This is a genomic window from Desulfomicrobium norvegicum (assembly GCF_900114595.1).
Classification (GTDB): domain Bacteria; phylum Desulfobacterota; class Desulfovibrionia; order Desulfovibrionales; family Desulfomicrobiaceae; genus Desulfomicrobium; species Desulfomicrobium macestii.
The window spans coordinates 148,142-169,398 of the sequence record NZ_FOTO01000002.1 but is presented as its reverse complement, the minus strand read 5'-3'; the positions used below and the strand labels follow the sequence as shown (position 1 = coordinate 169,398).

Here is a 21,257-nt window from a genome sequence, read left to right as displayed (position 1 = left end):
GGGTGGTTAAGGGCTTATTTGACAAGAGCCCCTGTAGCCATCAAGAAAGGGCCTGTCAAAGCGGAGGGTCCATGCAGTCGGAAAGGACGTCGGTTCAGGTGGTGGAGGTCGGGCGCGAGGAAAACGGTCGCAAGCTCATCTCCTTTCTGGAGGCACGGCTGGGGAGCCTTCCGACGGGTCTGCTCATGCGTCTGGTGCGCACGGGCCAGGTGCGCATCGACGGTCGTCGCTGCAAGCCCTTCGATCGCGTTCTCACGGGCCAGATGGTGCGCGTTCCGCCCGTGAACGTGGAACGCGGGGAAAAGCCCGCGCGCGACCTGCCGGGACTTCAACGCGTGTTCGAGAACGATGAGATGATCGTGATCGACAAGCCCGCGGGGCTGCCCGTCCACGGCGGCACGGGCTGGACCGATTCCGTGCACGACCGGCTCAAGGGCTGTTTCGAAGGGCAGACCTTTGTGCCCGTCCCGGTGCACCGGCTGGATCGCGACACATCCGGGCTGTTGCTCTGCGCCAAGACCCATGATTTTCTGCGCTCGATGCACGCGGCATGGCCCACGCTGACCAAGGCGTATCTGTGCTGGGTGGAAGGGACATGGGAATCGACCGGCTGGCGGACCATCGTCTCGAAGATGGCCAAGGCCGAAACGGGGCGCGGCGAGCAGGTGGTCTCCGGACAGGGCAAGCGGGCCGTCTCCCACGTGCATCCATTGCTTACGGACGGGCGTAAAAGCCTGCTGCTGGTCGTTCTCGGCACCGGGCGCACCCATCAGATCCGGGTCCATCTGGCCGATCTCGGACATGCCATTGTCGGCGATCCCCGATATGGCCGGGGCGGAGGGCTTTTGCTGCACGCGGCCGCCCTTTCCTGGCCCGGACATGAATTTTTCGTCCTGCCGTCCTGGCGGGGAGAGTTTCGGATTGAGCGCATTTGCGCGCAGGACATGAAGGATATTCTCGCAACCGCTCCCGCCAAGGAGGGGGCCATATGACCAACCGTCAAGAATCCGCACTGTATTGGGCTTTGAGTCTTCTTCTGATAACGGCGGCAACTCTGGCCAGATACTGGTTCGTGGCCTCGGGACAGCTCAATCTTGCGCCCGATGAAGCCCAGTATTGGGACTGGAGCCGGAGTCTGCAGTGGTCCTATTATTCCAAGGGGCCGCTTATAGCGTTCATCAATTACGTGGGCACGGCCTTTCTGGGCGCGACGGAACTTGGCGTGCGCTCCGGCGCCATGGTCGGGGCGCTGATCATGCAACTGGCCGTACTGGGTTGGATCGGCATCTATATGAAGCGCATCCGCACCGCCTTCTGGACGCTGCTGGTGCTGAACACGACCATGCTTTTCATGGCCGGGGGCCTGCTCATGACCACGGACAATCCGCTCCTGGTCTTCTGGCTTCTGGGCATGATCTGCCTTGGCGTTGCCGTGGACAAGGGACATCTCGCGGCGTTTGTCATGCTCGGGCTGTGCCTCACGCTTGGGATCACGGCCAAATACACCATGGTGCTGTTCATGCCCCTGGCTCTTGCGGCCGCGTTCTGGATCGGGCGCAAGCAGGACATGCCCGCCCTTTTTTGGCCGCGGCTTTTAAAGACGCTTGGGATCGGGGGAGTGGCCGGGTTGCTGCCCATCCTGATCTGGAACGCCACCAACGATTGGGTCGGGATCAAGCACGTCCTCTATCGCGGGGCCATGGCCGGGGACAAGGCCAAGATCTTTTTCGAGCTGAAGAACTTTCCCGAATATCTGGGCAGCCAGCTGGGCGTGGTCACCCCTTGGTGGTTCGTTTTTCTGTTCATCGGGGCCTGGCTGGTCGGTCGGCAGCTCTTGAAACGCGACCAGGAGCCCGTGTTCCCCTGGCTTTCCCGGTCCATGTGCATCATTTTGACCGTCTTCTTCTGGCCCGTGTGGCTCTTTTTCCTGTTCTGGAGCCTGCACACCAAGGTCGAAGCCAACTGGTCGGCCACGGCCTATCCGGCGGGCATCATGCTTGCGGCCCTGGCCGTGGAGCGGTTCGTGCACCGCGATCCTCGACCCAAATGGCGCTTCGCCTGGCCTGCCTTGGGCGCCGTCGTTTTCATCCTCTTGCATTTGCAGGGATTCATTCCCTTCGACAGTCCAAGGAATCCGGTGCACCGGCTCATGGGCTGGCAGGATCTGGGCGTGCAGGTGGCGCAGGCCAGGGAGGAGCTTGGCGGAGAGGAAACCGTTTTTCTCTTCGGGAGCGAATACGGTGTCACGGCGGAGCTGGCCTTTTACGTCCCGGGCCAGAAGCGGGCATTCTGCCTGGCCGGAGGGCGCAAGATGAACCAGTATGATCTGTGGCCCGGTCCGGACAGCGGGATGCAAAATGCGGTCTTTGTCTACAAGGGTGAAAAGGACAAGGTTTCAGACAGGGTGCTGCCCCTGTTCGAGAGCGTGGATGAGCCACGGGTGGTGGTCAGCGCTCACGGAAAACGCACCGGACAGACGTTCACCATCTTTCTTTGTCGGGGCTACAAGGGCGTGTGGCCGGAGCAGGAAGGCCGTTCGTTTTGACGTTGCGGGGACCCTGTCCCCGCCGCGTTTTATTTCATCGTGAGTTTAACGTCGCCCCGGATGCAGAACGACCGGGGCGGCACATCGATGGCCCGCACTCTGCGACGGGGCATTTCCCGGATCACAAGAGCTTTCTCGCTTCCCGCCACGCTTCGAATTCGGAAAGCCGGAGCCGATATCTGGCCAGCGTTCCCGGGTGCAGACGCTTTAATTCGTCCTGAACCATCTCGACAAAGGCATCCTGGTCCCGGGCCTCGATATGTTCAGCCGCAAATCGCTCCATGGCCTCCAGTACATCCTGTCGTCTGGAGCGCACGATATCGATGACAATCTCCCTCAACTGCGGCCTGTAGCGCAGGCGCAGCGGATCCGGGTCGGCCAGACTCTTGCGCACTGCCACGTACTCCTTCGCCGAGCGTTCGTACGCCCAGACAAAAAGATCCCGCAGCAATTCGATGCGGTTCATTTCATATACGCCCAGGATAGCATCAACATACGTCCGATCAGGAACGTCGATGAATGTCAGCGGCGAAAGGTTGTTCTTGATAAGCGGAATATTGGCCGCAAGGCGTGAGACGCGCTTGTTCACATCCTCGAACGGCTGCAGATACGGAAGCTGGACCAGCATGAAAAACGCTTGCTCGAAAGGATCCGAAATGGCCGCCGCCTTGCCCAGAGTGCCATGAAAACATTCTTCGATGACCTGTGGCATGGCCAGGGGAATGAAGACTGATCCGCTGATCTGCACCGGGCGGAAGCGCAGGCGTCCGGATGCATCCGGATCAGGCATCAGGTTCTCCGAAAGCAGGCCGTGCAGGCTGAGCAGGGTATGTACGTCAAAGCCCACGGACTCGGCGTCATCGAGTAACAGTTCGATGGCCGCCTTGTGGTTGAGGATCATCTGGGCGTCCTGGGCGCCCTTGCCTTGCGCATGCCGACCGAACTCGATCAGTTTTTGCGTATCGAGCCTGGAATAGGTGTTGCCTTCCAGACGGCTTGAGGCCCAGGACAAGTCAATCAGAAGCCGGTTCAAGATGGCCCGGCCATGCGTGCCTGCCGGTCGGCCGAACGCGTCCGTCTCCCCAATGTTCCGCAAATGCCTTCTGGTTGCCTCGTTCAGATACCAGGTCTGGCTTGGAACGTAATCGTCAAGAAAGTTTCGGTCATAACCAATCGGGGTCCGGCCTGTGCGGGGGCGCCTGACGTAGGCATAAATCTCTCTGCCTTGCTCCGACAGGGGAATGCCGTCCGTGGTGTCAAACGGCGCCGATGGCTCCGACAGTAGCGCAGGAGCTGGCTTGATCGGGGCGGTCAACTGATAGACGGTGGCTCTTGCGCGGCCGGAAACGGTCACGATTCCGGTCGCAGCGAGTTCGGCCAGCCAGCGCTGCACCGTGCGTGGATGGGGCGGATTTCGCAAAAAAGCGCAGATGGCGGTGCTGGTCAGCCCGTCAGGATATTGAAGCAGAAGCTGCCGGATCTCTTCATGTCTTAGGGCTGAAATGTGCATGCGTGAACCTTGACGTGACAAATGATGACGAATCACGACATGGAATATGTCATGATATGTCGCGATTTACAAGGTGTGTCGTGATTCGTGTCGCGATCTGCGCGGCTCAGAGCTTCGGGCCGTTGGCGCGCAGGTAGTCCTGGGTGGCCAGGAACGCGGCCTCGGTGTGCGGTTCGAAGGTGGCCGAGGCCTTCCGGCCGGCCAGGCCGCACCAGAGCTGGTCCCAGGGTATCGTCCCCTGGCCCAGGCCAAGGTGGGCGTCGGACTCGCCATCGTTGTCGTGCAGGTGCAGGTGCAGGCGGAAGGGAGCCAGGGCCGCAAGCCACTCCGCAAGATTTTGGCGTTTGCGTCCTTTAGCGAAACAGTGCCAATGCCCCACGTCCAGACAGGCTCCGGCCTTGCCGGAAAGTCCCCGCAGCACGCGCACATGTTGATCAGGGCTCAGCTCGAACACGTTTTCAAGATAGAGCGGCGTATCTGCTGTCTGGCCCAACACCATCTCCCAGGTGCGCAGGGAGTTTTCAAGCCACGCTTCCTCGAAATGGGAATAGATGACGCTGTTGTAGTCCAGATGGGCGATGAAATGGACCGGGGCATAGATCCGGGCGGTGTCGACGGCTTGCAGCAGGCGCTCCCTGCTCGCCTTGCGGATCATGTGGTCGAGGCTTCCCGGACGCAGGTCGAAAAAGGGCAGATGCACGGCGCAGGTCAGTCCGGCATCATGAAAGATGCGGGCGGTTTTTTTGTGCCATTCGGGCGAAAACGTGTCGAGGGCCAGGGCGTCAAGGCCAAGTTCGGGGCTTAGCCCACGGGTTAAAAAGAGGTCCAGATATCGCGGGTGCTCTTCAATGTAGCGCAGGGGCAGGTTGGTGAAGGTCATGGCTGCGGCGCCGTCTCGTCGCTTGCAATGAGCCAGGCGTCAAAGGCCCCGGGCAGAAAGAGGATGCTCCGGGAATTCCCGTCCGCCATGAGTTTGGCCTCGATGCCTTTTTTGGTGACGCGCACCACGGGTTCGGCGCTGTAGGGATTTTCCTTTTTGGCCGCCATGTCGCGCTCAAGCGATGCGGCGATGGCTTCGCGGCCCTTTGCGCCGTTTCGACTGCCGGTCCGGTCGTAGGTCCGCACCAGGGTTTTGAGATCACCCTTGTCCCAAGCCTCTGCGCATTCCTGCAATCGTTCGCGAATCTCCTTGCCGACCAGCCCGGCGTAGTCCTCGCTTCCGCCCAGGTTCTGAGGAATCCACTCTTCGCCAACGATCTTCCAGAGCTCCACCTGGCGCATCCAGTACAACCTGCGCAGGCCCTGTTCCCCATGAGGAAAGGTGCGCTGGGCAAAGACCGAGACCATGTAGTTCGGCCCCTGCAGGACCTGCAGATTTTCCATGCGGATATCGACCCACTTTGCGCCGGCGAATTCCTGCAGGGTTTTCTGCCGGAAACGGGCAAAGCTCATGTTTGATGATTTTTCAAAACGCGCGGGATCGTAGATCTCGAAAAAAGCATTCTCGCGTCGTTCACGGGCCTTGATCCAGCCCCAGGTGCCAAGAACTATCTCCGGGGGAGGCCCTGCCTTGCCCGTCAGGCTCACCGACTCCGCGATGACGACAGGCGTGGCGTGGATGCGCACATGCCGGTCCAGGGTGTCCACATCGTCGTTTTCAAGAACCACGCATCCAAGAGTCTGGCGCGGGCCGAAGCTGCGTCCCCGGCCGTGGATCATGATCCCGTTTCCGGTCTTGCCGTGGATGCGGTCCACGGGGTTGGGATAATTCAGCGGAAAGGCCGTGTTGCCGAAACTGTCGAAATCAAGGCCCCCTGTGGCCTTGCCCTCCAGAAAATAGACGCCTTCAGGGGTTTTGCGGTCGCCCTCCAGGAGCTTGCCGCCGCCGCGCATGCCTGTCGTGCAGGGCATATCCCTCATTTTTTTGAGTTCGCCGTTTTTGTTTCGGACCAGAAAGGCGCGTTGCCGACCCATGTCCACGGCCATGAATGCCGCAGGAGTGCTTGGATGCGCGGAAAAGGATGCAGTCCAGCTCTGGGAGCTGGCCGGAGCGGCGAAGAGGACGGACAGGAACGCCGCGAGCAGGATGAAGGTGCGGGAACCCATTTTTTTGGGGGGGAGGCCGAAGCCTCCCTAGCTTTTCGCGGTTTCGAGCAGTTCTTTGCGGGTGAAGATGGTCTGCAGGTCGAATCCGGCTTTTTCCAGATTTTCCCGGCCACCCTGTTCGCGGTCGAGCACGCCCATGATGCCGACGATGTTGAGGCCCTGGTCGCGCACCCGTTCCACCGCCGTGAGCAGCGTGCCGCCGGTGGTGATGACATCTTCGAGCAGGCACACGTTATGGCCCGGTTCGAAGTTCTTGAGGCCTTCGAGGTACTGGTTGGTGCCGTGACCCTTGGACTGCTTGCGGATGATGAATCCGGGCAGGGGATAGCCCTCCAGATGGGAGACCACGGTCACGCTCGATACCAGCGGGTCCGCGCCCAAAGTCATGCCGCCCACGCCCTTGACCCCGCCCTTGGCGCGGATCATGTCCAAAAAGAGCTTGCCGATGAGCCATGCCCCTTCGGGATGCAGGGCCGTGTGCTTGCAGTCGAAATAATAGTCGCTCTTCTTGCCCGAGGTCAGGGTGAAGTCGCCCTCGAGATAGGACTTCTCGATGAGCAGCCTGGCCAGACGTCTCTTCAGATCAATCATTTTTTTTCTCCTTAAGAGAAAACGCGGTTGAACACGGTTTGTTCGTGCCGCAGATAATAGTTCAGATCAAAGGCCTGGTCCAGTCGGGCGGAGTCGAGATGGGCGGTGATGTCGGCGCTGTCGCGCACGGCAGCCTCGAACGAGGTCCGGTCCTTCCAGCAGTCCATGGCCACGGCCTGGACCATGACATATGCCTCCTGACGCGGGAGACCCGCTTCCACCAGGGCGATGAGCACGCGCTGGGAGAAGAAGAGGCCGTAGGAACCCATCAGGTTGCGCTCCATGTTCTCGGGGATGATGCGCAGGTTCGCGAGCAGCCCGTTCAAACGGTTCAGCATGTAGTTCACCATGATGGTCGAGTCGGGCATGATGACGCGCTCGACGGATGAATGGCTGATGTCCCGCTCGTGCCACAGGGCCATGTTCTCCATGGCGGCCACGGCGTTGGTGCGCACCAGACGGGAGAGGCCGGTCAGGTTCTCGGCGGAGATGGGGTTCTTCTTGTGCGGCATGGCCGACGAGCCCTTCTGCCCCTTGCCGAAACCCTCTTCCACTTCCAGGACCTCGGTGCGCTGCAGGTGCCGAAGCTCCACGCAGATGCGTTCGATGCCGCCGGCGATGAGCGCCAGGGTGGTGAAATACTGGGCGTAGCGGTCGCGCTGGATGACCTGGGTGGAGATGGGATCGACCTCAAGACCGAGGATGGTCAGGGCGCGCTCCTCAAGCTCGGGTTCGAGCTGGGCGTAGGTGCCCACGGCGCCGGAGATCTTGCCGAAGCGGATGTTCTCCAGGGCGTCCACCCAGCGCTGTCTGTGGCGCTGGAATTCCGCATGAAATACCGCCATCTTGAGGCCGAAGCTGGTCGGCTCGGCGTGGATGCCGTGGGTGCGGCCCATGCAAAGCCTGCCCTGGTGGGTCTTGGCCATCGTCTCAAGGGTGCCGAGCAGCCTGTCCAGATCGGCCAGGATGATCCGGCCCGCCCTGGTCAGGAGCACGGCGTTGGCCGTGTCCACGATATCCGAGGACGTGCAGCCGAGGTGAATGTATCTGGCCGAAGGGCCAACCTTTTCTTCCACGGCGGTCAGGAAGGCGATGACATCGTGCTTGGTGGTTTCTTCGAGTTCGAGGATCCGGTCCAGTTCGAAATCGGCCTTTTCCCTGATGGTGGCCATGTCCGTGGCCGGAATGACATTCATGGCGTGCCAGCCTTCGCAGATGGCCAGTTCCACTTCGAGCCAGACCCGGAACTTTTGTTCAAGGGTCCAAATGTCGCCCATTTCCTTGCGGGTATAACGATCAATCATGATGGTGGGGGGTGGGTTGATGTTTGGAGTCGCGTGGAGATCATCCGCGACTGAAAATGAAAAAGGCAGCCGGAGCTGCCTTGGTCAGGACGCCGAAGAGGTTGTGTCCGGGGCCGGAGTGGACGAGGTGTCCTTTTTCTTGCCGTTGCCGCCGGATTCCTTGCTGTAGCCGGAAGCGTACCAGCCGCCTCCTTTCAACACGAAGGAGGTGTTGGAGATAAGCCTCTGGGACGTGCCCCCGCAGACCGGACAGACTTTTTCCCTGTCCTTGAAATCCTTCTGCCACTCTTCGAAGATCTGGCGACAGTCTTCACAGCAGTATTCGTAAATGGGCATGGTTACCTCCCTAAAAACAGGGCCTACTTCTTGGCAGCGGCCTTGGCTTCCTTGATGCGTTCCTTGATGCGCTCGGCACGACGTTTGCGGCGACGATCAATCTCTTTTTTGCGTTCGATTTTCTTCTGAGCCATTATGTATTCCTCCAATGGGATAAAATTTTAAGCTGATTCAAAGAAAGGGCACATATAATAGCGTCACGCCCTTTGTCCAGTCTCAATGTGTGTCAAAAAGCCTGTCTCATACGGGCTGAAGCGCATATTCCCGGGAGCCGAGCCCGAGGCTTGCCGCGTACTCCAGAAGATGGACGCCTCTTACGTGTCCGTGGATGGCCTCGAATTTGTCCTGTCCGGGCATGATGCCTTCGGGAAGGGCGCTCGGATGCAGGGGCTGGGCCTGGTTGACCAGGTCCAGGCAGGCCTGGTCGAGGGCCACCGGGTCCCAGGAGGCCAGCAGGCCCAGATCGGGACAGATGGGCGCATCGGAGAAGCCCGTGCAATCGCATCCGGGGCTGACCTGCTGGATGAAGCTCATGTGGAAGGTCCGCCTCGGCCTGGCCAAAAGCGCGGCCGCCGCATACTCGGCCATGCGCTCAAGAAATGTGTTCACATCCACCCGCCAGTCCACTTCCAGACCTCCTGCGCGGCAGACCAGGAAGCAGGCCGCGCAGCCCGCGCACTTGTCGCGGTCGATGGTGATCCTGCCGCTTGGGTCAAGGGTCAGGGCGCCGTGGCTGCATACTTCCACGCAGTTTCCGCAGCCGGTGCAATGCTCGGGATGGATGGTCGGACCTAGGCCGCAGTGCTGCTGCATCTTGCCCTTGCGCGTGGCGCAGCCCATGCCCACGTTCTTGATGGCACCGCCGAACCCGGCCAGATCGTGGCCCTTGAAGTGACTGATCGTGACCATCATGTCCGCGTCGACTATGTCTCCGCCCAGATAGGCGAACTCGAAATGCCTGCCGGGACAGGGGATGGCCCGTTCGTTGCCGCTTTTAAGTCCGTCGGCGATGATGACCGGGGCACCCAGGACATTGGGGTCGTAACCGTGGGCGGCGGCCTGTAGCCCGTGGGAAACGGATTCACCGCGCTGGCCGACGTAGAGCGTGTTGGTGTCGGTCAGAAACGGCTTGGCTCCGCATTTGCGGACAAAGGCCAAAATGGGCGCGAGCTGCAAGGGACGCACATGGCCCGTGCCTCCGCCCTCGCCGAAATGAAGCTTGATCGCGGCCAGATCGCCGGAGCGAAGCTCCGCGCCCAGTCCGGCCAGCTTCAGCAGGCGCTTGACCTTGGCTTCATACGGAGCCTTGCGCGAGGCGCGCAGATTCCAGAAATAAACGGGTTCGGCCATGACTCACCTTGCGGGAATGGGTTCCTGGGCTTCGGTCAGCAGGAATCGGCCTTCCTGGATCCAGCGCTTGAGCTCTTCGGCGACTTCCCAGGAGAGAGTGTGGCTGGTCAGGGGCGTGGTGGGCACGTCCTTGCCTTCCACGCGGATGACTCCTTTCTTCAGGTCGGCGAAGCTGGCGTGTCCGTACTTGGATGGATATCCGTTGGGATAGTCCTCTCCGTAATCGACAATGGGCACGAGGATGTCCTCGTCGGCCACGCCGGTGAACCAGGCCATCTCCTCGTTCAGGATGGGGATGGGAATGCCCAGGCCCACGGCCAGGGAGCTGCCGTAGCCGACGATGCTCACCCCGCGCAGGTAGCGGGCGTTCATGCCTTTGAGGTCGCCCTTGACCATGAGGGTGCCCGAGGCGCTCATGGGCACTCCGCGCTCGTTGCGCTGGGGATCGGGAACATGCTGGGTGCCTTCGCCGATGACGTAGCCCACACCCCCGCCGAGGAAGATGCGGGTACCCAGCCCGATGGTTCTAAAATACGGGTCATTAAGTAATGGGCTCAGCTCGCCGGCCGTGGCATAGTTGGCGTTGCCGATGTTTGATTTGAGCGGGCCCATGTAAGTGTACTTGAGCTTGTCCGTGCGGTTTATGGCGCAGTTGTAATTCTGGTAGCAGTTGCGCGGATTGAAGAGGATGGCGTTGCGCAGCTCTGCCAGGGAGACGTTCTTCTCGATGGCCTTGCGCGGGTAGCAGTCCGTGCCGTAGGCTTCGGCTTTCAGGTGTACGCGCTTGCCCTTGACCAGATCCTCGATGACATGGCCGCCGCCGTATTTGAACTGGCCGGGGTAGACCTTGTTCAAGGGGTCCTCTTCCGTCGGTTCGGTGGCGCCAAGATAGGAGTCCACCGCTGCAAGACCGGCATAGCAGGGCACGCCGTTGAGCCAGACCTTGGAGGTTTTGATGGTCGGAGGCTGCTGGCCGATATTGAAGATCAGGCCGGAGGAGCACATGGGCGAGAAAGTGCCGGTGGTGACGACATCGACTTGCCTGGCGGCCTTGACCTTGCCTTCCTTGCGAACTAAACTGGTCATTTCGCTGGCGTTGAGGACGACCGCTTTGCCTTGTCGGATTTTTTCATTGATCTCGGCGATGGTTCTGTGGACTTCAAATGGTGCGCTCATGCATGTCCTCCAAAATATATTATCGGGCCGCAGGCGGTCCGCAAGGGATGACTATGTCTGATTTGTACGCCGGAGTAAACCAGCCGCGGGCCGTGACCCATGCGGGGGGCAAGTGAGCAGCGCGCGGGTCGATGCGGCGCTGGCGCAGGCCTTTGCCCCGGAAGAGCTGGACAAATGGCGTTCATCCCTGGGTTTGAGCGTGGATGGCTCGGTGCTCACGGTGCGCTTTCCGCACAGATTTTTTGCCGACTGGTTTGAGAATCACACGCGGGCCCGTTTCGAGCAGGCCCTGGCCGGTTCCGATCTGACCATCTCCTATGAATGCCGGGACGGAAGCCGCTCCCGCATCGTGCGCGAGTCCCGGCCGGCGGCCCAGGCCCTGCCCTTTGGGTCCGAGTTCATTTTCGACAACTTCCTGGTCAACAACAAGAACTACTTCCCTCTGGCTTCGGCCCAGGAAGTTGCCCAGAGCCGGGAAGCTCCGTATAATCCGTTCGTGCTTTGCGGAGAAAGCGGGTCGGGCAAGTCCTTTTTGCTGCGGGCCATCGCCAACGCCAGGAGCGAGCATGGCGGGGACGGGACCTATGTGGGCGGCATTGAGGATCTGCACGAACTGTACTCGTCCCGGTCCGACGCGCGGAAATTTCTGACGTCCATGCAGCTTCTGGCGGTGGACGACCTGCAGGAGATTGCCCGCTATCGCTACCTGCAGGGCGAGCTTTTGGCGCTCTTCGATCACTTCCATCTGCAGCGCAAGCAGATGGTTTTTGCCTGTTCGGGCAAGGTCGGCGGGTTCACGTTTCTGGCGCCCAAGCTCAAGTCGCGCCTTGAGTGGGGCCTTAGCGTCATGCTCAAGGCTCCGGACCTGGACATTCGCACCCAATACGCCCAGTCTCGTTGCCGGGAGCGCCGTCTGGATCTCTCCAGGGACAGAATTCTGCTCCTTGCCCAGCGTTTTTCCGATTTGCGCAATCTGGAAGGATGTCTTCTGAAGCTTTGGGCCTACCGGGAGCTGGTCCATGACCATATTTCCGATGAAGAGTTTGACAATATTCTCAATTATCTGGACGATCGCGCGGTAACGAGCCTGAGTGTCGAGCAGATTCTCGACCAGGTTTGCGCCAGGCTCAACCTGAAGCCCGAGGACATCCTGTCCTCCGGCCGCAGGCACGACCTCGTTTTTGCCCGTCAGGTGGCCATGTACCTGTGCCGCAAGCATCTGGGGCTGTCGTTTCCGGAGCTTGGCCGGGCCTTTGGCGGGAGGGACCATTCGACGGTTCTCTACAGCTGCCGAAAAGTCGAACAATTGCAAAGAGATGATAAAAGCATAAAAAACATGTTACATGAGCTGAGCGATAAATGCCTGGCCATGAACGAAACAACCCTTGCCTAGTCAGGAGAAGGAGTCGGCGATGTTTTTGAAAGTGCGTAAGGAAGAGGTCATTGACGGACTGCTCAAGGCCGCGAACATCATTCCGTCAAAAACCGGCGCGGCCTATCTGCGCACGGTCTGGCTCAAGGCCGAAGGCGACACCATTTCCATCCTGGCCACGGATTCGAGCATCGAGTTCGTGGGCGTCTATCCGGCCGTGATCAGCGATGGCGGACTGGTCGGCGTGCAGGGCAAGAAGTTCTGCGAACTGATGCGCCGCCTCCCCCCCGGCGAGATCACCCTCAAGCTCGACCCGAGCGCCAAGCATCTGCACATCGAACAGGGCCGCCGCAAGTACAAGCTTCCCGCCAACGAATCCTCCTGGTTCCAGGACTTCAATCCGTTCCCGGCGGAAAACGCCGTGCTCTGGTCCGGAGACCTCTTCAAGGAGATCATCGACCGCATCGCCTTCTGCATCGCCGACGACGAAGACCTGACCAGCATGAACTGCATCAAGTTCGCGCCCGTGGAGAACGACGACGTGGAGATCTGCGGCCTGAACGGGCACCAGTTCGGCCTGCTCCGTTTCTCCAACCCTGATATCCGCGCCGTTCTGGGGCAGGACGGGTTTCTGGTCTCCAAGAAGTACCTGCTCGAAATCCGCAAGTGGCTGACCAACGACGAGATCGAGATCAGCCTTTCGGACAAGCGTTTGTTTCTGCGCACCGAGAACCGCAAGGAATCATTTAGCCTTCCGCTCAAGGCCTACGTTTTTGCCGACTACCGCAATTTCATCAACCAGTACAAGGATCGCTTCGCCTCCAACTTGGTGGTGGACCGGCACGAGCTGACCGACGCCCTGGACCGCATCTTCGTCTTCAACACCGAAGCCAACAAGGCCACGTTCTTCGATTTCGGCCCGGAAGAGCTGTCCCTCTACTGCCAGGGCCAGGACATCGGCGAGGGCACGGAGCTGATCAGCTGCCAGTATCAGGGCGAACTGTCCAAGATCGCCCTGCCGACCAAGGTCATCCTTGAAATCCTGGGGCACTTCGTGTCCGACTCCCTGACCTTTTCCTTCGTGGGCCCCTCCGAACCCTGCCGCATCACCGGCAAGGACGACCCCAACTACATGATCATCACCATGCCCGTGGAGATCACCGAAGACACCTATTACAGCGAGGAAGAAATCTAGGCTTTCCTAATGGCATTCACAGTACTTTTCGAACTGGATGATGACGTTAAAGGAGAGTTTGAATGAACACCGCGCGTGAAAAGAAAGGTGGCTGGAATAAAGGCTTTAAGTTTAAACTGAATTTTTGCGGCATCCCTTTTGGTCTCCCCTTTGATGCCGGAATTGAATTTGAAAAATGGGATGTAAATCAATCAGAAGAGAGCGCAAGTAATTGTAAGCGCTTAGAGAAACGGGATATTGTAAATATATGACAAAAACATCTACCTACACCGCAGACAACATTACCGTCCTTGAAGGTTTGTCCGCTGTGCGCATGCGTCCGGCCATGTACATCGGCTCGACCAACACCAACGGCCTGCATCACCTGGTCTACGAAGTCATCGACAACTCCATCGACGAGGCCATGGCCGGCTATTGCGACCATATCAAGGTCGTCGTGCACATGGACAACTCGGTCAGCATCGTGGACAACGGCCGCGGCATTCCCGTGGACATGCATCCCAAGGAAAAAAAGCCCGCTCTCGAAGTGGTCATGACCGTCCTGCATGCCGGCGGCAAGTTCGACAACGACACCTACAAGGTTTCGGGCGGCTTGCACGGCGTGGGCGTGTCCGTGGTCAACGCCCTGTCCGAGTACCTGGAGGTCACGGTCAGCCGCGGCGGCCATCGCCACTACCAGCGGTATTGCCGAGGCGTGCCGCAGGCCCCCCTGGCGGTGATCGGCGAGACCGACAAGAGCGGGACCCTGGTCCGTTTCAGGCCCGACGAGGAGATCTTCGAGGAGCTTGATTTCCAGTACGACGTGCTGGCCAAGCGCTTCGAGGAACTGGCCTATCTCAATCCCGGCATCAAGATCGAATTTTTCGACGAGAAGACCCAGAACCGGGACGTGTTCAAGTACGAAGGCGGCATCATCTCCTTCGTCAAGAACAAGAACCAGGACAACGGGATTCACAAGGTCATCGGCGGCACCGGCGAGATGGAAGGGGTGAGCATCGATTTCGCTCTCCAATATACCGCCGGTTACAAGGAAAACGTCTTTACCTTCGCCAACAACATCCGCACCAAGGAAGGCGGCACGCACCTGCAGGGCTTCAAGACGGCCCTGACCCGCGCCATCAACACCTACATCCAGAACAGCGACGTGCCCAAGAAGCTCAAGCAGAAGGTGTCCGGCGATGACGTGCGCGAGGGGCTGACCGCCATCATCAGCGTCAAGATCCCCAACCCGCAGTTCGAGGGCCAGACCAAGACCAAGCTCGGCAACTCCGAGGTGGCCGGATACGTGGCGACCATGGTCTACGAGGCGCTGAACCAGTTCTTCGGTGAAAATCCCAAGGACGTTCGGCTGATCATCGAGAAAGTCATCGACGCCGCACGGGCCCGCGACGCGGCAAGGCGGGCCAAGGATCTGGTGCGACGCAAGGGCGCGTTGTCCGACAACGCCCTGCCCGGCAAGCTGGCGGACTGCCAGAGCAAGGATCCCGCCGAGTGCGAAGTCTTCATTGTCGAGGGTGATTCGGCCGGCGGCTCCGCCAAGCAGGGCCGCAACCCCAAGTTCCAGGCCATCCTGCCCCTGCGCGGCAAGATTCTGAACGTGGAGAAGACCCGCTTCGACAAGATGCTCCAGAACAAGGAGATAAAAGCCCTCATCACGGCCATGGGTGCCGGCATCGGCGAAGACGACGTGGATCTTGCGCGGCTTCGCTACCACAAGATCGTCATCATGACCGACGCCGACGTGGACGGGGCGCATATCCGCACCCTGATCCTGACCTTCTTCTTCCGCCACTACGAGGAGCTCATCAAGCAGGGCTATCTCTACATCGCCCAGCCGCCGCTCTACCGGGTGCACAAGGGTTCTTTCGAGCGCTACATCAAGGACGAGGAAGAGATGAGCCAGTTCCTGATCCAGCGCGTGACCGAAGAGGTCGCCCTGGTTGTCCCGGACCGGGAACCCGTCACTGGCGAGGAGCTCAAAGGGCTTTTGAACACCATCCTGGCCCTGCGTGAACTGGCCATTGATGTCTCCAACATGGGCATCCCGGACGGATTGTTCATGCAGGTGGTCAACGCCCCCTGTGTCATCGAGCCCGATGAGCTGCGCGCAAGCGGGCCGGACGAGGCCTTGACTGCCCACATGGCCGCAGGCGGCTTTTCCCTTGAGCTCATCAGCGAGCAGGACGAGCCCCAGAACGGCGAGGCGCTGGACAGCGAGGCGCGTCATTACCTGCGCTTCATCGATGCCAACAACCATGTCATCCGTCTTGGCGTCGAATTCTTCTATTCCAAGCGTTATCGTCGGGCCGTGGAGCTTTTGGGCAGGATCAGGGAAGTCGGTTCCGGACAGGTCTGGACCATCCGGCACAAGGATACGGAGCTGGAGGCGACGGGTCCCTTCGACCTGCTGCGCCAGGTCCTGGATCTGGCCCAGAAGGGGATCAACGTGCAGCGCTACAAGGGTTTGGGCGAGATGAATCCGGAGCAGCTCTGGAGCACGACCATGGATCCCGAAGCGCGTACCTTTCTGCAGGTGACCATTGACGATGCGGTCGAAGCCGACGAGCTGTTCACCAAGCTCATGGGCGACAAGGTAGAACCCCGGCGTGAATTCATCGAGCGTAATGCCCTTCTGGTTTCGGACCTTGACATTTAGCTCGGGTTCAACAGCTTTTACAAGAAATTGAGGTGGATGTGTCCAACATCAGTATCGAAAAAGAACTTCAGAAATCATATCTGGAATATTCGCTGAGCGTCATCATCGGCCGGGCCATCCCGGACGTGCGCGATGGCCTCAAACCTGTGCACCGGCGTATCCTTTTCGCCATGCACGAACTCGGCAACACGTACAACCGGGCCTACAAGAAGTCCGCCCGCGTGGTCGGTGACGTCATCGGTAAGTTTCATCCCCATGGCGACTCGGCCGTGTACGACGCCTTGGTGCGCATGGCCCAGGAATTCAACATGCGCGATCCCCTGGTCGACGGCCAGGGCAACTTCGGCTCCATCGACGGCGATTCCGCGGCAGCCATGCGTTACACCGAGGTGCGCATGTCCCGTCTGGCCAGTTCCTTTCTGGCCGACATCGAAAAGGACACGGTGGAGTTTCGTCCCAACTACGACAACTCCCTGCAGGAGCCCTCGGTGCTGCCGACCAAGGTCCCGAACCTGCTGGTCAACGGCTCATCGGGCATCGCCGTGGGCATGGCCACCAACATTCCGCCCCACAACCTGGGCGAGGTGGTGGACGGAACCCTGCGCCTGCTCGACGACCCCAAGATGTCCATCGACGATCTGATGCAGTACATCAAGGCCCCGGATTTTCCCACGGGCGCGCTCATCTACGGCAAGGCCGGCATCCGCGAGGCCTACCGCACGGGTCGCGGCTCGGTGCGCATCCGTTCGCGCATCGAGATAGAAAAGCGAAAAGGGGACCTCGAATCCATCGTCGTGAAAGAGATTCCCTACGCCCTGAACAAATCCACTCTGGTGGAAAAGATCGCCATGCTGGTCAACGAGCGCAAGATCGAGGGCATCTCGGACCTGCGCGACGAATCGGACATGAAGGGCATTCGCATCGTCATGGATTTGAAGAAGGGCGTCTTCTCCGATGTGATCATCAATCAGCTCTTCAAGTTCACATCCCTTGAGACCAGCTTCGGCATCAACATGATGGCCGTGGTCAACAACCGTCCCCAGCTTTTGAACCTGAAGCAGGTGCTCGAGTATTTTCTCGACTATCGCCGCGAAGTGGTCATCCGCCGCTCCCGGTTCGACCTCAGGAAGGCCCAGCATCGGGCGCACATCCTTGAGGGCCTGCGCATCGCCCTTGATTTCATCGACGAGGTTGTCGCGCTCATCCGCGCCTCCAAGACTCCGCAGGAGGCCAAGGAGCGCCTGCGCGAGCGCTTCGGCCTGTCCGATATCCAGGCTCAGGCCATTCTCGACATGCGCCTGCAGCGGCTGACCAACCTGGAGCGTGAAAAGCTCCTGGAGGAATATGCCGAGCTCCTGAAGCAGATCGAGTATCTGACCAGCGTCATCGAGAATCCCGAAGTCCTGAAGTCCGTCATCCGTCAGGAACTCGAAGACCTGCGCGAGACCTTCGTCACGCCCCGCAAGTCCGAGCTTCTGGCCCATGATCCCGACTCCATCGACATCGAGGACATCATCCCCGACGAGCCGGTGGTCATCACCCTGTCCCGCAACGGGTATCTGAAGCGCACCAGCCTGGACAACTATCGCCAGCAGCGCCGGGGCGGAACGGGCATCACCGGGGTGCAGGTCGCGGAGGAGGATTTCATCACCTTCATCCTCACGACCTCGAACCACCAGTACATGAATCTGTTCAGCAACAAGGGCAAGATGTACCAGGTCAAGGTGCACCAGATTCCCGAGGGCGGCCGCACGGCCCGGGGCAAGCACGTGGCCAACCTGCTCCCGCTGGACAGCAACGAATACATCGCCGCGGCCATGACCTGCCGTGATCTGGATCAGGAGAAATTCTACTTCTTCTACACCAAGCTCGGCGTGGTCAAACGCAGCTCCATTCACCTCTATCGCAACATCCGCGCCGTGGGTCTCATCGCCCTTGGCATGCGGGACGACGATGAACTCATCGGCGTGCGCGAGGTGGAGACCGACGACGAAATGGTGCTGGTCACCATGGACGGCTACTCCATCCGCTTCGCCTGCTCCGATGTGCGCGCCATGGGCCGCACCGCCACGGGCGTGAAGGGCCTGGCCCTGCGCAAGGGCGATCAGGTCGTGGCCGGCGTGGTGGTCAACAAGGACACCCAGCAGGAGCTCTTGACCATCGCGGAGAACGGCTACGGCAAGCGTACCCAGGTCGAGCACTTCCGGGCCCAGTCGCGCGGCGGCAAGGGCATCATCAACATGCGCATCACGCCCAAGACCGGCAAGGTGGTCGGGGCCATGATGGTCTATCCCACGGATGAGCTCATCCTTCTGACTTCGGGCAGCAAGATCATCCGCATCGGCATCTCCGACATCAGCCTGGTCGGCCGGGCCACCCAGGGCGTGCGCCTGGTCCGCCTTGAAGACGATCAGACCGTGGTCTGCTTCGATCATGTGCCGACCGATGCCCCGGAAGTGAGCGGCGTGCCTCGTGCCACCGTGCCTGCCGAAAAGACGGCCCCGGACGATTCCGAGGTCTTGGACGATGATACGGATCTGCCCGATGACGACGAGGCGCTGGACGAATCCGAGGATTTGCAGGAATAGATCGCTTGGTTTTTGAATGAAGATATGGGCGCGCTCCGATGGGGGCGCGCCTTTTTTTGAGCGCCCGCCCATGTTTGCCGTCGCACTGGACGTCAAGAGGCGGGTCGTGTAAGGGCCCATGGCATGAAACGTGTACGAAAGACCGTGCGTGACGCAAGCAACAGGGACGGGCGAGAAGCCGGGTCCCTTTTTTTTGGTCACGATGCAATCACAACCCCCGCAGGGGCGGCAAGGCGGAGCTATGAATTGGCGGCATAAGGACCTTTTGGAGATTTCCCAGCTCGATCCCGATGAGATCGCCCATATTTTCGAGACGGCGGCCCGGTTCGCGGAAGTGAATCAGCGGCCCATCAAGAAGGTGCCCATCCTGAAGGGCAAGAGCGTGGTCCTCTTCTTTGCCGAGGCCTCCACGCGCACCAAAACCTCGTTCGACATGGCCGGCAAGCGCCTGTCCGCCGACACCTTCAGCCTGACCAAGTCGGGCAGCTCCCTGCAGAAGGGCGAGAGCCTGAAAGACACGGCCCTGACCCTGCAGGCCATGAACCCCGACGCCATCGTCATCCGACACTGGGACAGCGGGGCGGCACGGTTCCTGGCCGAACGCCTCGACTGCTCCATCATCAACGCCGGGGACGGCTGGCATGCCCATCCGACCCAGGCCCTGCTGGACGGCTTCACCCTGCATCAGGTCTGGGGCTCCTTTGCGGGCAAGACCGTGTGCATCCTCGGCGACGTCGCCCACAGCCGGGTGGCCCGTTCGGATGTGGAACTGCTGACCATGCTCGGGGCCCGGGTCCGCATTTGCGCTCCGCGCACACTGCTGCCGGCCATGGTCCAAACCTGGCCGGTGGAGGTTTTTTCCGACGTGGCCAAGGCCTGCGAGGGAGTGGACGCGGTCATCTGCCTGCGCCTGCAACTGGAGCGCCAGCAGGCGGGGCTGCTGCCGGATCTGCGCGAGTACGCCTGCACCTACGGACTCAGCCCCAGGCATCTGGAAAAGGCCAAAGCGGATGTGAAGATCATGCATCCAGGGCCCATGAATAGGGGCCTTGAGATCGCTTCCGAGCTGGCCGATTGCGGGGCGAGCCTGGTCCTGGATCAGGTCGCCTCGGGCGTGGCCGTGCGCATGACCCTTTTGCATCTCTATCTGACCAGGGCTCGGATTTCGGCATGATAAATTTCAGGATGGTGGTACCATGGCACATGTAGACTTTTTTATTCGCAATGTTTCCTGGCAGGATCGCACCTGCGACCTGCTCATCGGCGAGGGCCGCGTTCTCGAACTTGCCGAGGCCGGAACTGTTGCCGCGCCCCAAGGCGCGTCCGGGACCGAGATCTTCGATGCCGCCGGGTTGACCCTTCTGCCGAGCCTCATCGACGCCCACGTGCATCTGCGCGAGCCCGGTCAGGAATACAAGGAGGACATCGCCTCGGGCCTGTCCGCAGCGGCCGGGGGAGGCTTCGGCCAGGTCATGGCCATGGCCAATACCAGCCCCGTCAACGACAACGCCTCCGTGACCCGCTTCATGCTGCAAAAAGCCGCCGAGAGCTTTGCGCACGGTCCCTGGGTGCGGCCCGTCGGGGCGCTTACCGTGGGCCTTCTGGGCAAGGAGCTGGCCGCGGCCGGGGAATTGGCCCGGGCCGGATGCGTGGCCCTGTCCAACGACGGCCTGCCTGTCGAGAATACGGAACTTTTCCGGCGGGCCATGGAATACGCGGCGGATTTCGGCCTGAAGGTCATCGATCACTGCGAGGATCCATGGCTGGGCAAGGGCGGAGTCATGAACGAGGGCGAGGTATCGAGCCGTCTCGGCCTGAAGGGCATTCCGACCGTGTCCGAGGCCATGCAGGTCGCCCGCGACATCCTGCTGGCCTCCTATCTGGACCTGCCCATCCATCTGGCCCACATCAGTTGCCGGCAGTCCGTGGAGCTCATCGCGGGAGCCAAGGAGCGCGGCGTCAAGGTCACGGCCGAGACCTGCCCGCACTATCTGCTCTGGGACGAATCGCGGGTCGAGGGATATGACACCAGCGTGCGCGTCAATCCGCCCCTGCGCACCCGCGACGACGTGCTGGCCCTGCGCCAGGCTGTGCGCACGGGAGTCATCGACATTCTGGTCACGGACCACGCGCCCCACGCGGCTCACGAAAAGGAAGTGACCTTCGCCGATGCGCCCAGCGGCATCTCCGGCCTCGATACGGCCCTGTCCCTGACCTATGAACTGGTGCGCAGCGGAGAGCTTGAATTTGCCGACATAAGCCGCCTGTGGTGCTGGAACACGGCCGCCATCTTCGGCCTGCCCGCCAACCGCATGCAGCCCGGCGATCCTGCGGACTTTGTGCTTTTTGATCCTGATCTGGCCTGGGTGGCCACGGCCGGGGCCCTTTTGTCCAAGGGCAAGAACACGCCCTGTCTCGACAAGGAGATTCCGGGCCGGGTCATGGCCCACTTTCTGGGCGGCCGGGCCGTTTTTTCCAGGCTGGAGGCGATCACCCTGAAGCGCCCCTGACGAGGGGGCGGGCCTGAA

The 21,257-nt window shown here is 60.6% G+C and carries 17 protein-coding genes; 9 read left to right on the top strand and 8 right to left on the bottom strand.

Annotated elements, in window-relative coordinates; all coding sequences use genetic code 11:
- Positions 1–71: 71 nt before the first annotated feature.
- Together BMZ24_RS04770 and BMZ24_RS04765 are read left to right on the top strand one after the other, a co-directional pair.
- Positions 72–992 carry an RluA family pseudouridine synthase gene (locus BMZ24_RS04770; protein ID WP_092189835.1) on the top strand — a complete coding sequence of 307 codons (921 nt, stop codon included), beginning with the start codon at positions 72–74 and terminating at the stop codon, positions 990–992.
- Positions 989–2,545 carry an ArnT family glycosyltransferase gene (locus BMZ24_RS04765; RefSeq protein ID WP_092189833.1) on the top strand — a complete coding sequence of 519 codons (1,557 nt, stop codon included), beginning with the start codon at positions 989–991 and terminating at the stop codon, positions 2,543–2,545. Before BMZ24_RS04770 ends, BMZ24_RS04765 begins: the two co-directional genes overlap by 4 nt.
- A 121-nt stretch (positions 2,546–2,666) precedes the next feature.
- Here the strand turns inward: BMZ24_RS04765 and BMZ24_RS04760 are convergent, their stop codons facing one another.
- The 8 genes from BMZ24_RS04760 to BMZ24_RS04725 all read right to left on the bottom strand — a co-directional run bounded on the left by BMZ24_RS04760 (position 2,667) and on the right by BMZ24_RS04725 (position 10,918).
- Entirely contained in the window at positions 2,667–4,055 is a 1,389-nt protein-coding gene (locus BMZ24_RS04760; protein ID WP_092189831.1) for a Fic family protein, read from the bottom strand.
- A 106-nt stretch (positions 4,056–4,161) separates the two neighbouring features.
- Positions 4,162–4,935, bottom strand: a complete 774-nt coding sequence (locus tag BMZ24_RS04755; RefSeq protein ID WP_092189829.1) for a sugar phosphate isomerase/epimerase family protein — start codon at positions 4,933–4,935, stop codon at positions 4,162–4,164.
- Positions 4,932–6,161, bottom strand: coding sequence for a L,D-transpeptidase family protein (locus BMZ24_RS04750; RefSeq protein ID WP_092189827.1), 1,230 nt, complete (start codon positions 6,159–6,161; stop codon positions 4,932–4,934). The genes BMZ24_RS04755 and BMZ24_RS04750 overlap by 4 nt, the downstream gene beginning before the upstream one ends.
- 27 nt (positions 6,162–6,188) lie before the next feature.
- Complete coding sequence (gene pyrE, locus BMZ24_RS04745; RefSeq protein WP_092189825.1) at positions 6,189–6,752, bottom strand: orotate phosphoribosyltransferase; 564 nt, start codon at positions 6,750–6,752, stop codon at positions 6,189–6,191.
- An 11-nt stretch (positions 6,753–6,763) separates the two neighbouring features.
- A complete protein-coding gene (gene purB, locus BMZ24_RS04740) occupies positions 6,764–8,056 on the bottom strand; it encodes an adenylosuccinate lyase (protein ID WP_092189823.1) in 1,293 nt (430 codons plus the stop codon).
- An 84-nt stretch (positions 8,057–8,140) separates the two neighbouring features.
- Entirely contained in the window at positions 8,141–8,392 is a 252-nt protein-coding gene (locus BMZ24_RS04735; protein ID WP_092189821.1) for an FmdB family zinc ribbon protein, read from the bottom strand.
- A 240-nt stretch (positions 8,393–8,632) separates the two neighbouring features.
- Entirely contained in the window at positions 8,633–9,742 is a 1,110-nt protein-coding gene (locus tag BMZ24_RS04730) for a DUF362 domain-containing protein (RefSeq protein ID WP_092189819.1), read from the bottom strand.
- Positions 9,743–9,745: 3 nt separating this feature from the next.
- Complete coding sequence (locus tag BMZ24_RS04725) at positions 9,746–10,918, bottom strand: homocysteine biosynthesis protein (protein ID WP_092189817.1); 1,173 nt, start codon at positions 10,916–10,918, stop codon at positions 9,746–9,748.
- Between the two features lie 112 nt (positions 10,919–11,030).
- Here BMZ24_RS04725 and BMZ24_RS04720 point away from each other — a divergent pair, with 112 nt between their 5' ends.
- The 7 genes from BMZ24_RS04720 (at position 11,031) to BMZ24_RS04690 (ending at position 21,239) form a co-directional block, all read left to right on the top strand.
- Positions 11,031–12,311: a helix-turn-helix domain-containing protein gene (locus BMZ24_RS04720; RefSeq protein ID WP_092189815.1), complete on the top strand. Its 1,281-nt coding sequence runs from the start codon at positions 11,031–11,033 to the stop codon at positions 12,309–12,311.
- Between the two features lie 19 nt (positions 12,312–12,330).
- Positions 12,331–13,485 (top strand): DNA polymerase III subunit beta, encoded by a 1,155-nt coding sequence (gene dnaN / locus BMZ24_RS04715; RefSeq protein ID WP_092189813.1) that lies wholly within the window; start codon positions 12,331–12,333, stop codon positions 13,483–13,485.
- Positions 13,486–13,547: 62 nt separating this feature from the next.
- Positions 13,548–13,736, top strand: a complete 189-nt coding sequence (locus BMZ24_RS04710) for a hypothetical protein (RefSeq protein ID WP_092189811.1) — start codon at positions 13,548–13,550, stop codon at positions 13,734–13,736.
- Positions 13,733–16,141 carry a DNA topoisomerase (ATP-hydrolyzing) subunit B gene (gyrB, locus tag BMZ24_RS04705; protein WP_092189809.1) on the top strand — a complete coding sequence of 803 codons (2,409 nt, stop codon included), beginning with the start codon at positions 13,733–13,735 and terminating at the stop codon, positions 16,139–16,141. The genes BMZ24_RS04710 and gyrB overlap by 4 nt, the downstream gene beginning before the upstream one ends.
- 38 nt (positions 16,142–16,179) lie before the next feature.
- On the top strand, positions 16,180–18,729 hold the full coding sequence (gene gyrA, locus BMZ24_RS04700) for a DNA gyrase subunit A (RefSeq protein ID WP_092190222.1): 2,550 nt from the start codon (positions 16,180–16,182) through the stop codon (positions 18,727–18,729).
- Between the two features lie 241 nt (positions 18,730–18,970).
- The gene (locus BMZ24_RS04695) at positions 18,971–19,903 is read left to right on the top strand and encodes an aspartate carbamoyltransferase catalytic subunit (RefSeq protein ID WP_092189807.1); all 933 of its coding nucleotides are present in this window, start codon (positions 18,971–18,973) and stop codon (positions 19,901–19,903) included.
- Between the two features lie 22 nt (positions 19,904–19,925).
- Positions 19,926–21,239, top strand: coding sequence for a dihydroorotase (locus BMZ24_RS04690; RefSeq protein WP_092189805.1), 1,314 nt, complete (start codon positions 19,926–19,928; stop codon positions 21,237–21,239).
- Positions 21,240–21,257 lie beyond the last annotated feature (18 nt).